This is a genomic window from Pseudoalteromonas sp. SR43-2, from assembly GCF_014163885.1.
Classification (GTDB): Bacteria; Pseudomonadota; Gammaproteobacteria; order Enterobacterales; family Alteromonadaceae; genus Pseudoalteromonas; species Pseudoalteromonas distincta.
Genome location: NZ_JACJED010000012.1, coordinates 63,153 through 76,988 on the forward strand (window position 1 = coordinate 63,153; position 13,836 = coordinate 76,988).

Sequence of the window (13,836 nt, forward strand, 5' to 3'; positions counted from 1 at the left end):
ATTGAGTTAAATCTATTTAAATATAAAGATTAATTACTTTTTAATACCCGCTAAATCAAGCATAAATGCATAGTTTAGCGCGGTATCTTCTAAGCGCTTAAAGCGACCTGATGCACCACCGTGCCCTGCTTCCATATCTATTTTAAACAATAACTTATTGTCATCAGTTTTATAGTCACGCAGCTTAGCAACCCATTTTGCAGGCTCAAAGTATTGAACTTGTGAATCGTGCAAGCCAGTCGTTACTAACATATTAGGATATGCTTGCTTAGATACTTGGTCGTATGGCGAGTAAGACAGCATGTAATCGTAATACGCTTTTTCGTTCGGATTACCCCACTCGCCGTATTCATTTGTTGTAAGCGGAATACTCGCATCAAGCATCGTGGTTACTACATCTACAAACGGTACCGCTGCAACCATGCCTTTATAAAGTTCAGGCGCTTGGTTTGCTACTGCGCCCATTAATAAGCCACCAGCACTGCCACCTAACGCAAATATTTCATCTTTTGCGCCATACTTTTGAGAAACCAATGCTTTAGTTACATCAACAAAGTCATTAAACGTATTCTTTTTAGTGAGTAGCTTGCCGTCTTCGTACCAAGGACGACCTAGCATTTGCGATCCACGTACATGGGCAATTGCAAATACAAAGCCACGGTCAAGTAAACTCAAACGCGTGCTTGAAAAAGTAGGGTCCATGGTTGCGCCATAAGAGCCGTAACCATATTGCAGTAGCGGGTTAGTACCATCTTTTTTAAACGCATCTTTACGGTAAACTAAGCTTACCGGTACTTTTATGCCATCACGTGCTGTTACAAAAATACGCTCTGAGGCGTAATTATCAGCATCAAAATCACCTAATACAGCTTGCTGTTTAAGTAGTTTTTTATCGCCAGTCGCTAAATCTACATCGTACGATGAGCCCGGAGTGGTCATGCTTGTGTAGTAAACGCGTAACGTGCTGCTATCTATATCGTTATTACCATAAGTACCAATTGTATAAGCGCTATCGTTAAAGCTCAGTGGTAACTCTTTACCTGTTTTTAAATCACGCGCAATCAACTTTGATTGGCCCATTTCACGCTCTTGGTAAACTAAGTAGTCATTAAATAAATCAATGCCTTCGAGCTTAATATCATCGCGCGCTGGGATCACACTTTGCCAATTTGCTTTGTCACCTGCTTTATCAATATCCACTTTCATCAGCTGAAAATTTACAGCATCTAAGTTAGTTACAATGTAGTAAGTATTCCCTAGTTTAGATATTTCATATTCAAGCCCTGCTTCGCGCTCAATTAAGCGTTTAGGCATTGCCTTAGCATCATCAGCACTTAGTACCGATACGCCTGATGCTGCTGTGCTGCTGTGCCAAATATAAATTTCTGACTCATCTTTGCTTTTACTCATACCCATGTAGTAACTGGTATCAGTTTCTTCGTAAATTAGCTCATCATCAGCTTGTGGTGTACCTAATGTATGACGATAAACTTGATAACCTAATAAAGTTTGTAAATCTTTTTTAATGTAATAAACAGTTTTATTATCGTTTGCCCAAACTATACCGCCGTTGGTGCCCTCAAGTGTATCTTCGAGTAATTTACCGGTTGTTAAATCTTTTATTTTTATACTATAAATACGACGGCTAACAGTATCTTCGCCATAAGCCATTAAATTGCCATTCGGGCTTACATTTAAGCCACTTACTGCATAATAATCATGGCCTTTCGCAAGCTCATTTACATCTAAAATAACTTGCTGATCGGTACCTGCAAAATCGCTGCTGCGTAAGTAAGTAGTGTACTCGTTATCGCCGCGTGTTTGCGTTGAGTAAAAATAATCACCGTTTTTAACGGGGACTGAATCATCGTCTTTTTGAATACGCCCTTTTAGCTCTTCAAACAATTCACTTTGCAGCGTTTTAGTATGTGCAAGCATTGCATCTGTGTATGTATTTTCAGCTTCTAAATAGTTAATAACCTCTGGCGCTTTACGTTCGTCATCACGTAACCAATAGTAATTATCTACACGTGTGTCACCGTGAATAGTCATCCCATGAGGCACTTTTTTTGCAACAGGGGCAATAGCTTGGGCTACTTGAACCGTTTTAACTTGTGTATTATTTTTTTTGGTTTCTTCAGGGGCTTGATTACAGCCACTTAAAATAGCTAGCGATAATGCAGCAAGTGCGAATGGAGTACGTTTCATCAGTCAAAGTCCTTGTTGTTTTTTTATTTTTTATTAAGTAATTAAGTAATTAAATATACCTAAAAATAACCTGTGTTGTGATTTACTTTGTGAAGCTATGTAAAGTAAATCAACGTAATTCCTCTTTTCTTAATAAGCCTACATCAGGTACTCTGTAGATATATAAGTCATTTTCAAGCTCAACTGATTAAGGGTAGGAATGAATAACGAAGTAATAAATATTTTAACTATGGCTAAAGTAATTCAAACAGCTGTTGCCCCAGTATTCTTGATCACGGGTATTGCCGCTACTTTAGGTGTTTTATCTAATCGTTTGGCACGTATTACCGATAGGGCACGTCAGTTAGAACGCAGATTAAAAGTAAGTACTGACGAGGACTTTAATAAATCACTCGCTACAGAGCTGCGCGCCCTTTTAAAGCGTTCTCGATGTATACATATTGCTTTTAGTTTAAGTGTATTAAGCGCTTTGCTTGTATGCGCTGTGGTTATGTTGTTATTTTTATCGCACATTCAATCTATAAACTTAGGCGTGACTATTGCTTGTTGTTTTGTAGCAGCAATGGCATTACTCATATGTGCATTTATGTCGTTACTTGGTGAGGTATTCTTAGCAACTAGAAGCATGCGTCGCGGGATGATATTTGCAGATATTGATATAAACGATTAATTTTTTATAAAAAAACCCCGAGCAACTAATGTTGCTCGGGGTTTTTATTAAATAAGCTTATTTAATAAAATAACTTATTGCGCAGTATAAATCGTCTCTAGCACTTCAATTCTAGCTTCTTTAGCATAACCTGAAGCATTTAACTGCTCTGCTGCAACTAAAATATCTTGTCCATCATTCACTGCTAAAACAGCAATCTTAGTACCAGGAAATACAGACACCACTTTTAATCCAGCCGCTGCAGCAATGTCGCTAGCAGTAATACCATCTTTTAAAAGTACCGTAATATTACCTGATAAAGAACTTAAGTTATTAGTAAGAATATTACGAACTAATGACCCTTTAGTTACTACATCAGATGTACTTGCAACATTAACAACCGCCATGTCGCCTTTTTGCATAACTACATGCTCATCGGCAGCAACACTTGATGGCACTAAGCGTAAATTTTTCTCTACTTTATAAGAGCCAAAATCAGCTTTAGTATACTTTAAGCTAGATGCTTGCTTCTTTGGTAGTTGAAGCTCTTTATCAAAGCTTGTGTTTGCCGTAGCGCTTAAAGAAATACACGCAGCAGCACTTAATACGATTAATTTATTAACTTTCATTTTCATAATCCTTACTCTTGACCTGCGTGACCGAATGCGCGTAAAGACACACCCTCTAAAACACTTGCTGAACTATTATTGCTAATACCTACTACACCTAAACCATTGTCATCACCTTTACTAAGTGCATAGCTATCTGCGCTCGTATCTAGTAAACGAACTGTCCAAGTGCCTTTAGTCGACTCACCATAAAACGCATTTGAAAGCATTACTGCATCTTTTAGTATATAGCCAACACTCCAACTGCTAGTGAAACTATATGCTGGGTAGAATAAAGCTTGCTTAGATGACAGTAATACACTTCTTGTACCCGCTGGCGATGTAACTTCTATAGCTAAATCTGTCCCGGCTGAAGTTTGTGTACCATCGCTTAAGCCAAAGCCCATTTCAGCATTACTTACATCAAACTTAAACTGCATTGCTTCAATGCTTAGCTCTTCAGTCACTTCAATTTCTTGTGTAAGACCCGCTGCATTGTTATCTGGAATTTCTAGTGCAAGTGCGTCTTCAGCAACTGCTGAACCAACACCATTCCACTGAGTAATAACTTGTTCACCTAAAGCAACATCGTAAGCCTTTGCCATAGAAACCGCAGCTCCAGCATCAGCACGACCAAAACCATATAAGTTATTGAAGTTATAACCGGCAGAGTTTTCAATCCAACCGTCGTGAGCAACAAATTCGCCTTCACCAACTGTTAATTTAACAGCAGCATTATCTGCATCAATTAAAGTGCTAGTTGATGCAAGGATATGGCGAACGTCACGCCATGTTAAATCTGGATTAGCCGAAAGAATTAACGATACCACACCCGATGCATTTGGCGCAGCAGATGATGTACCATTAAACGTTGAAGTATAGTTACAGCTTGCATTGTCTGCATGGCCTGGGTAGTTAAATGGATATTGACTTGCAGCAAACTCTTCACCATAAGCAGCAGCCCATGCTGCAATAGAACCACCATTGAAACCTGAATAACCATTAATACAAGTCATTTGATCTGTTGTTACCATTGCAGGTGCAAAACGACCATACTCACCCGCTGGAGCCGACACCATTACGTTAGCACCCGCTGTAGAATAGCTAGTATGTTTACCATTAGCATTTACTGCAGCAACACTTAAATAATAAGGGTGGCCTTGGCTTGGCTCAAAAGCGCCATTATAACAAGTTAAACCTAAGTCATTTGCACCATTGTCAGCACATAAAGAACCTTCATCGCCACCGTCTTCAAATGAGTTACCGCTAGATTTCATATTTAGCGCACCTTTACCGTCACGAAGGTTAAGGTTAGGGTAAGACTCAATTGCCTCATCTAGCTCTGAATAACCGATAAACGTAGGGAACGTAATACCGTAACTGCGGTTAAAGGCTGAAATATTTTCAGACGTACTAATACCACTACCAGGGAAGCCATGAGCAAGTAAATCAGTTTGTGCTACTTTATCTCCACCAAGGTAGTTCATACCGATTAAGCCTGCATCAGGTGCAACACCACGGCCGCCTTTGCCATTCCAACCTTTTGCTGCAATTAAGCCGGCAACACTTGTTCCGTGGTCACCACTGTTTGATGTACTTGTAGGGTCTGTACGATCTAGCGCTTCAGCGTTAAGGTTTAAAGAACGATTTGGTAATACGTTATCTACTAAATCTTCGTGGCGAATTTCCATACCTGAGTCAACAACAACAGCAGTTACACCAGCTCCTGTAACGCCTTGAGCATAAGCGGCTGTTACATTCATATCTTCACCAGCAACCAAACCTGTAGCTTCTGCATTAGCAAAACTAGTATCAACACTTGCTTGCGCTTCTTCTTCGGTATCGCCAAATAGATTTACATATAAATTAACTAAGCCCTGCTTCATTTCATCGCTTAATGAGTATGCTTTTTGGCCTGTATTATTTAGGTGCCATTGTTGATTTGCTAATGGGTCACCAACAACTCCTGAAATGTTTATTTGTGCAGAAGCCGTTTTACCATTTGCGTTTACAGTGTAATCGATAACTGCATCATCATCCGTCATTGGAACATAAGTAAATGATGTTCCCTCTACAGTTAGAGTACCGTGACTAAATGTGAATACGCCATCTTCTGCAACCACTTCTTCACCATTTTCCGTGAAGCTAAATGTAAGTGCATCGCCATCGTTATCGCTGGCTTTAAATTCTGCAGTAACAGGGATCCATTGTTTTAAATCTACAACAACTACATCGCTCGCTTTAGGCGCTACGTCAGTAACTAATGGTACGCTACTTTTATTATCGTCATCACTACTTCCACAACCAGAAAGTGATACCACTATTGCAGCAGACAATGCTGACATTTTAAAAATATTATTTTTCATAAACTCTCTTTGTTAGTTATTTTTATGATGGTGTGACGTTACACAACAACAATCAAAATAACAACGAGGCGTTTACAGTCATTAACAATAAAGACAATAGATGTAACGATAGGGTAATCATTGTATGCTTAGTTAAAGAAACAATTATTAAGCACATATATTAACTTGAACATTTAAAGAAGCTAATATAAAACAGGATTAACAATTACTTTAAAAGGGGCAAACATGAAATTAAAAAAAGTATTAGCAACAATAGCACTGGCAACGTGTGCATTTAGCGTATCGGCAAATTCTGCATTTAAAGAGCCAAGTGACGCGATTGAATACCGCCAAGCAGCGTTTTCAATGATCTCAGTACAAATTGGTGACATGGGCGCAATGCTAAAAGGTAAAGTACCTTTTGACGCAGAGCAATTTAAAAAGCGTGCTAACAACGCAGCTGCACTTTCAAAAATGCCATGGGAAGCGTTTTACGAAGGAACAGATAAAGGCGACACAGCTGCACTTGCTGCTGTTTGGTCTGAAAACGATACTTTTATGAAAAAAGCAACTGCATTCCAACAATACGCAGATGAGCTAGCAGTAGCGGCTCAATCTGGCGATAAGGCCGTAATTGGTAAAGCTTTTGGCGCATGGGCTAAAGGCTGTAAAGATTGCCATAAGCAATTTAAAGATTAATTATTGTTGTTTTAATACTTAATGTAGTAACAACAAATGATAAAAAGCACTGAATGGTTAATCATTCAGTGCTTTTTTGTACCCGGCATTTAAGCCCGTATGTTATTTATTGAGCTAAACCTTCTGCGGGCGACGTTTAAATACGGTCCTAATCCCACCCAAAATTCGTGTAAACACCTTACCAATATCACTTAATATAATGTATAAGCATGGCACTAATATAAGTGTTATTAATGTTGCAAACATCACTGCAAAACCAAGCGCTACCGCCATAGGTATTACAAACTTAGCCTGCAGGCTTGTTTCAAACATAATGGGCAATACACCTGCAAATGTAGTAATTGAAGTAAGTAATATAGGTCTGAATCGAGCACAACCGGCATCTATTACAGCATTTTTAATACTAACACCTGTTTTACGGGCTTGATTCACATAATCGGTCATAACGAGTGAGTCGTTTATAACCACCCCTGCTGCTGCAATAATACCAAAGCCAGACATTAAAGTTATATCCAAACCAAACCAGTAATGCCCCCATATTGCTCCCGTTAAGCTAAATGGAATCACCGACATAACAATAAGTGGTTGCGCATAACTCTTAAGGGGTACGGCTAATAAAATATACACCAAAATCATACCGCCGAAGAAAAACATCTTCTGCTGATTAGCCTGATCTTGTTGCTCTTCAATGGCGCCACCTAGTTCTGACTTAACACTTGGATATTCTTCTTTAAGTTGTGGTAGTAGCTTTTCTTTAATTTGATCTACAACTTCGTTTGGCTCAATCACTTCTTCATCTATGTTTCCATAAACATACACAGTACGATAGCCCCCTTCACGGCGGATATAACTAATACCTGGTGTTTCAGTAAGTTCAACTACATCACCAAGCAGTACTTCACGGCCCTGTGGGGTAGTAACAACCGCATGCTTAAGTGACGAAAATGCCTCTCGAGTCAGTTTAGGGTAACGCACCATTACACGTACTTCCTCGCCTCGGCGAATAACACGTTGAGCCTCACCACCGTAAAAGCTTGCCCCAACTTGATTTGCAATAGAAGCTAAGTCTAAACCTAAGTCGTAAGCGACCGGTTTTAGGCTCATTTGCACTTCTTTACTTGCAGGATCTATTGTTGAGCTAATATCAAACAAACCTTCTTGCTGTTGCAGCAACTCTATAAAACGACGTCCTGCATTATTTAATGTATCAATATCAGAGCCATATAATAAATAACCAAATTCGCCGTCACTGCTCCCTCCATTTACATCATCATAAATGGTTAATGATTTAACACCGGCAATATCGGGCATCGCCTCGCGCCAACGTCGTGATAATTCAAACGCGTTATAAGGCCTTATACTTTCATCAACAAGGGGAACAAGCACTTGTGCTTCAGTTCGCCCTTGGTTAAATACTAAAATATCTCTTATGAGTTTTTGACCATATTTGCGTTCGGTATCTTCATCAATCGCAATCACCATCGCTTCTATTTCACGAATAGCATTTATTGTTTGTATGTCTGATACATTGTCATTCATTTCTAGATTTATTTGCGGGTAGTCATGCGGGATCTTTGGCATAAACCCGGTACGAACTTGATTTGATGAGATTAAAGCAAAGGTTACGATTAATAGAGCAATAAATGAAAATAGCACTGACCAACGCCATTCAACACAACGTATAACAAAGCGTTTATATGGGCCATTTACAAAACCAAAAAATCGCGTATTAAACCGATCTCGCCAGCCCCCCTCTTTTATTGGTGAAAAATGAGTGTGAGCAATATGGGCAGGCAATATCAACTTTGATTCAATCAAACTAAATACCAAGCACAGCATTACCACCACAGCTATACCATAAAAGAAGGCACTTTCTGGGCCTGTAGATAACGTAAATGGAGCAAATACTGCAATGGTAGTTAGTACACCAAAAGTTGCAGGGGTTGCTACGCGTTTTGCGCCATTAATCACATTAACAACACCGCCGCCTTTTTTCTCTATTTCGGTGTAGGCACTTTCGCCTATGACAATGGCATCGTCCACCACAATCCCTAGCACCATAATAAAAGCAAAAAGTGATAAAATATTAATGGTTACACCAAACAGTGGCATCATCATCATTGCGCCCAAAAAGCACACTGGTAAACCAATCATTACCCATAATGCCAACTTAAAGCGTAAAAAGATTGATAGCATAATTGCAACCAAAACAGCACCCTGAATAAGGTTTGTAACCATCATGTCTAAGCGAGCATTTAAGTAGTACGTCATATCCATTAATGGCTCTAAGCGAACCCCCAGTGGTAGCTCTTTATTTTTTAATTCTATAAATGCTTTTACTGAATCAGCAACTGGGATAATACTTTGCTCTTCGGTCGCTTTCACCGATATATAAACCGCATTTTCACCATTGAATTTAAAGTAACGCTCACCTTCAGTGAACTGATCTTTAATCACGGCAATATCTTGCAGTAACACTTTAGCGCCATTAGCCCCTATTTTTACCGGTATTTGTCTAAATTCTTCACCTGAGTAAAACTGATTTTCGACGCGAACAGAAATAACACCTGCGTCTGTTTTTAGCTGCCCCGCCGAAAAGTTAGCTGAGTAACGACGCACTGCATTCATTACATCACTAAGAGTTAGGTTATATTGACGCAGCGTATCGGGTTCGATTTCAATTGCTATTTCATCAAGAGGAACATCGTTTACCACTAACGACACGTTAGATAGCTGTAGTAACTCATCCTCTATTTGGTTTGCTATAGGCTTAAGCTCAGTAAGCGGCAAGTCAGCAACGAGCGTCATACCTATAACATCTTGCCTAAACTCAACCTGACTTATGGTGACCGGTTCCATACCGGCAGGAAACGTTGCTATACCATCAACCCGTAACTTAACTTTATCGAGTATATCGGTCAGCTCTACATCAGTATTAATTTCAAGACTTGCTCTACCGCCATTTCTAAATGCCCTGTACACACCTTTTTTAATTTCGGTCACATCTTTTAGCGACTCTTCAATTTTTATAAGTATGCTTTCTTCTATTTCCTGAGGAGAGGCACCGGGGTAATTAGCCTCAATATTAATGTAGTTAATTTCTACATTAGGAAACATTTGGCGTTGGATATTTAGAAAGCTAATAATTCCCATCACCACAATAAAAATCATCATTAGGTTGGCAGCAACGGAGTTATTAGCGAAGTAAGCAATAATACCGGTTTGTTTTTCAGCGTTAGGCGCTGTATTTGGTAGTTCAGTGTTACTCATAACTCAGCCTACCTTTATAATTTTTCAGTGGAAGCATTTTCAAGTGCCTCTGTATTTTTAGTATTTTGAAGGCCCGCAATTTTTACAGCCATGCCTTTTTGCGGATATTCTGGCAAAGTAATCACCAACTTATCATCTGCTTGCAAACCATCACTGATGTAAAAGTACTCACCCTCTTCACGAATAACTGTGACTTTGCGCGGCTCAAGTTGCTGCTCTTCATTAACGATCCATACGGTTTTGTTATTAACTAACTCTTGCGGTAAGCGGTAAATATTATTAAGCATTGCACCTGCAAAATTTACCTGTACGTAGCTACCAAACTTAATGGCTGGTTGTATATTCTTAAGACCGTATGGGTCTTCTATACGCACTACTAAACTGCTCATACGCGTAGCGTTATCAACAATCCCTAGGTCGCGGTCAATTACACCTTCACGGGTGAAGCTGTTTAGGCCTTTTTGAATAATCGTTGCGGTAATACCTTTAATACGCTCTGGCAAAAAAACGCTATCGAACCCTGCTATAGGAATAATCACTTCAGCGGTCTCAATATTATTGAGTTCAGCAACTTGCGAACCCATAGTGACAAACTGGCCAACACCTACATTACGGCTAACCACTAAAGCATCGTAAGGAGCGGTTACTTCACAATTATCTAAATCGCGTTGCGCACGCTTTAAAGCTGCTTGCGCCGATTTAACTGCAGCTTGAGCACTTAACACTTGAGGTTTACGTAAAAATAAATCTGTGCGCGCTTTACTTGGAAAGCGCTTTGCTTCGTCTTCGGCTACCTGTGCCTGAGCCTGCTCCTCAATAAGGGCAGCCTGTGCTCGAGCAACATCAGCCTCAGCAACAAGTACTGCTGCTTCATAGTTGTCTTTTTCGATAGTGAATAAGGTTTCACCGCGAGCAACTATGCCACCGGCTACAAAATTAGGATGCCAACTTAACACCTCGCCCGACACCTGCGCCGAGAGCAGTGTATTTTCAAGAGGCTTTACTTCACCGTAGCTATTAATAATAACTTGATGATCGTTTGCAATCACTGGCTCAACTTGCACTGTTGGACGAGTATCAATTACTTCTTTTTTTTCTGGATCTTTTGCAATGGCATTGATTCCCATAAAGCCAACAACACCAACAATGAGCGCTACAAATGGAAAAACCCATCTAAGTGAATTTGTTTGCATATCCTATTATCCCCAAAATTCTATTAACGCCATAATACCAGAGCCATATGAAACATTAAGGTGACATTTGTAAGCAACTGTTGCAAATACATATAAACCGCTGCTATTTAGGGCTATAGAATATAACTTCACATGCAGCTCACCTCATTCGTTATATTTTGTTACAAACTTTTATTCATTAATATCAGTTTGTTAGAGTTAAACACTTAAATTTCATCGCGAAGATGTGCGAAATTAAATTAATTTACGTACAGTCCAATTAAATTAACAAATATTAAAAGTCTCAAAATGAAATTAACGACCATCACCCTTGCGCTTAGCTTAGCGTTTGGCAGCCATGCATTTGCAGCCGATAAAAAAGACGAAAAAGAGTCAAAAACACTTAGCGAAATGATCAAAGGACAAACCGAATTTGCCGGTATATTTAGCCTTTATCAAGACGAAAAAACCGGTAAGCACCTTATGGTGATTAACCAGTCCCAACTCAATACGCCGTTTGTGTATTTTGCGCACACTGTCGATGGCGTTACAGATGCAGGCCATTATCGTGGTTCGTACCGCGAAACTAAATTAATTGAATTTAGAAAATACTTTGATCGTATCGATATCATTAGCAAAACACCTCGCTACAAATTTGACGAAAGTAGTGCAATTTCAAAAGCAAGTGATGCCAATATTAGTGAAGCGGTACTTGCGAGCATTAAAATAGAAAAAGAAGAAGACGGTAAAATAGCATTTAATGTAAATAAGTTATTTTTAAGCGAAGCACTTCATAAAGTATCACCTACGCCAAATCCAGCAGATAAAAACGCTAAAAAACGCTTTAAAGTAGGTAAACTAGACGATAAAAAATCACGCATTATTAAACAACGTCCATATCCTAATAACTTAGACGTGGTTGTTGATTACGTATTTACTAACCCAAGCCCAACGGTACGTGGCTCAAATGCAGTAAGTGACCCGCGTAGCGTATCGGTAAAAGTTCAGCACTCGTTTGTCGCTCTACCTAGCAATAACTACGCACCACGTATGGATGATGCGCGCATTGGTTATTTTACAAATCAATTCGATCAAATGACATCTACCGATTGGGCACCTTATCAAGATGTTATAAAACGCTGGGACTTACAAAAGAAAGACCCAAGTGCAGCGCTTTCAGAGCCAGTAAAACCAATTACTTGGTGGATAGAAAACACCACACCCATTGAATGGCGCGATACTATTCGTGACGCTGTTTTAACGTGGAATAGCTCTTTTGAAAAAGCCGGCTTTAAAAATGCCTTAGAGGTAAAAGTACAACCAGACGATGCAGACTGGGATGCGGGCGATATCAATTACAACGTACTGCGTTGGACTTCGTCACCTAAGCCTCCATTTGGCGGATACGGGCCAGCACTTGCTAACCCATTAACAGGCGAAATACTGGGCTCAGACATTATGCTTGAGTTTGTATTTATGAAAAACCGCTGGATTTACGACACACTTTTCACACAAGGAACAATGAGCCACGGTGAAACAACAAATACCGGCGAGCTAAATTGCTCTCTTGGGCATGAGATTCAACAAAATCTAATGCTTGCCAAAGGCCTTGATAGCGGCGACAAAATTGAAGATAAAGAAATGCTTCGCCAAGGTCTAACGCAATTGGTACTTCACGAAGTTGGCCATACTTTAGGTCTTAACCATAATATGAAATCATCAATTTTGTGGGATGAAAAAGAAGTACACGATAAAAACAAAACCCAAGGCATAGTAACCGGTTCTGTTATGGATTATGCACCCGCTAACATTGCCCCAATTGGTGTGCAGCAAGGTGATATTTTTCAAACAAAACCTGGTCCTTACGATGATTGGGCAATTAACTATGGCTACAGCGTAGCGCTTGCAGATGAAGCTGCTGAGCAAGCTCGACTTGAAAAAATACTTGCTCGTTCAAGTGAACATGCCCTTGCCTTTGGTAACGATGCAGACGATATGCGCGCACCAGGTCGCCATATCGATCCACGTGTAATGATTGGTGATTTGTCGTCAAACCCTGCTGCCTATGGCGCAGATCGTATGGCACTAATTAATAAACTATTTACTGAGCTAAAAGATAAAGCAACGGTTAAAGGTGAGTCTTACCAACAGCTTGTTACCTCTGCTAATAGCTTATTTGGTCAGTACCGAGCTCAAGCAGGTGTGGTTTCTCGCCAGATTGGTGGCGTATACGTTGAGCGCGCTGTAGTGGGTGATACAAATGCAGATAAACCATTTACACCGGTATCGCTTGAGCGTCAAACACAAGCAATGGATATACTAGCCAAGTTTGTATTTGCACCAGATGTACTACAAAACATGCAACCTCTTTATAGCTACTTACAGCTGCAACGTCGTGGCTTTAATCACTATGGCAAAAATGAAGACCCTAAAGCACACCAAATGATTTTAGGAATGCAAAAGTCTGTACTTGCACAGTTACTACACCCAGCGGTATTACTGCGTATTTCTGACACAGCTCTGTACGGTAACGAATACAGCCTAACTCAGTTTATGGAAGATTTAACCGCCAGCATTTTCGTGAAAAGCAAAGACGCAAACTCTATTAGTCACAACTTACAAATTGAGTATGTTAACCAGTTAATTGCAATTGCTGGTCTTGGCAAAGCAAGCAAATACGATAACTTGGCTAAAACAGCAGCGTTATATCAGCTAACTCAAATAGCCGATACCAGTGTTGCTTGGGGTGCAGATACAGCAACTAAAGCGCATAAAAAATATATTGATCGCTTAATTGCAAAAGCGCTAGAAGCATAAAATACCTCTACTAATTGAGTAAACCAAGGCCACGATTTACGTGGCCTTTTTTATAACTTAATTCACAG

8 protein-coding genes are annotated in these 13,836 nt (G+C 39.8%); 3 read left to right on the forward strand and 5 right to left on the reverse strand.

Annotated features, from left to right (window positions below):
• Positions 1 to 33: 33 nt before the first annotated feature.
• On the reverse strand, positions 34 to 2,208 hold the full coding sequence (locus H5120_RS11675; RefSeq protein ID WP_182674494.1) for a S9 family peptidase: 2,175 nt from the start codon (positions 2,206 to 2,208) through the stop codon (positions 34 to 36).
• 199 nt (positions 2,209 to 2,407) lie between these two features.
• Here H5120_RS11675 and H5120_RS11680 point away from each other — a divergent pair, with 199 nt between their 5' ends.
• Entirely contained in the window at positions 2,408 to 2,878 is a 471-nt protein-coding gene (locus tag H5120_RS11680) for a DUF2721 domain-containing protein (protein WP_007377300.1), read from the forward strand.
• Positions 2,879 to 2,952: 74 nt separating this feature from the next.
• Here H5120_RS11680 and H5120_RS11685 read toward each other — a convergent pair whose 3' ends face one another.
• Both H5120_RS11685 and H5120_RS11690 read right to left on the reverse strand, forming a co-directional pair.
• Entirely contained in the window at positions 2,953 to 3,486 is a 534-nt protein-coding gene (locus H5120_RS11685) for a S8 family serine peptidase (protein WP_101163830.1), read from the reverse strand.
• Positions 3,487 to 3,497: 11 nt separating this feature from the next.
• Complete coding sequence (locus H5120_RS11690) at positions 3,498 to 5,831, reverse strand: S8 family serine peptidase (RefSeq protein WP_182674496.1); 2,334 nt, start codon at positions 5,829 to 5,831, stop codon at positions 3,498 to 3,500.
• Positions 5,832 to 6,056: 225 nt separating this feature from the next.
• Between H5120_RS11690 and H5120_RS11695 the strand changes: the two genes are divergently transcribed.
• Positions 6,057 to 6,509, forward strand: coding sequence for a cytochrome c (locus tag H5120_RS11695; RefSeq protein WP_024595584.1), 453 nt, complete (start codon positions 6,057 to 6,059; stop codon positions 6,507 to 6,509).
• A gap of 114 nt (positions 6,510 to 6,623) precedes the next feature.
• Here the strand turns inward: H5120_RS11695 and H5120_RS11700 are convergent, their stop codons facing one another.
• Positions 6,624 to 9,779, reverse strand: a complete 3,156-nt coding sequence (locus H5120_RS11700; protein ID WP_182672100.1) for an efflux RND transporter permease subunit — start codon at positions 9,777 to 9,779, stop codon at positions 6,624 to 6,626.
• A gap of 14 nt (positions 9,780 to 9,793) precedes the next feature.
• Complete coding sequence (locus tag H5120_RS11705) at positions 9,794 to 10,972, reverse strand: efflux RND transporter periplasmic adaptor subunit (protein ID WP_182674498.1); 1,179 nt, start codon at positions 10,970 to 10,972, stop codon at positions 9,794 to 9,796.
• A 288-nt stretch (positions 10,973 to 11,260) separates the two neighbouring features.
• Between H5120_RS11705 and H5120_RS11710 the strand changes: the two genes are divergently transcribed.
• Positions 11,261 to 13,768, forward strand: a complete 2,508-nt coding sequence (locus tag H5120_RS11710; RefSeq protein ID WP_182674500.1) for a zinc-dependent metalloprotease — start codon at positions 11,261 to 11,263, stop codon at positions 13,766 to 13,768.
• The last annotated feature ends 68 nt before the right edge of the window (positions 13,769 to 13,836 follow it).

Excerpts from the sequence above, each read along its gene's own strand:
- H5120_RS11675 (WP_182674494.1), bottom strand. The coding sequence starts at position 2,208 with ATGAAACGTACTCCATTCGCACTTGCTGCATTATCGCTAGCTATTTTA.
- H5120_RS11680 (WP_007377300.1), top strand. The coding sequence starts at position 2,408 with ATGAATAACGAAGTAATAAATATTTTAACTATGGCTAAAGTAATTCAA.
- H5120_RS11685 (WP_101163830.1), bottom strand. The coding sequence starts at position 3,486 with ATGAAAGTTAATAAATTAATCGTATTAAGTGCTGCTGCGTGTATTTCT.
- H5120_RS11690 (WP_182674496.1), bottom strand. The coding sequence starts at position 5,831 with ATGAAAAATAATATTTTTAAAATGTCAGCATTGTCTGCTGCAATAGTG.
- H5120_RS11695 (WP_024595584.1), top strand. The coding sequence starts at position 6,057 with ATGAAATTAAAAAAAGTATTAGCAACAATAGCACTGGCAACGTGTGCA.
- H5120_RS11700 (WP_182672100.1), bottom strand. The coding sequence starts at position 9,779 with ATGAGTAACACTGAACTACCAAATACAGCGCCTAACGCTGAAAAACAA.
- H5120_RS11705 (WP_182674498.1), bottom strand. The coding sequence starts at position 10,972 with ATGCAAACAAATTCACTTAGATGGGTTTTTCCATTTGTAGCGCTCATT.
- H5120_RS11710 (WP_182674500.1), top strand. The coding sequence starts at position 11,261 with ATGAAATTAACGACCATCACCCTTGCGCTTAGCTTAGCGTTTGGCAGC.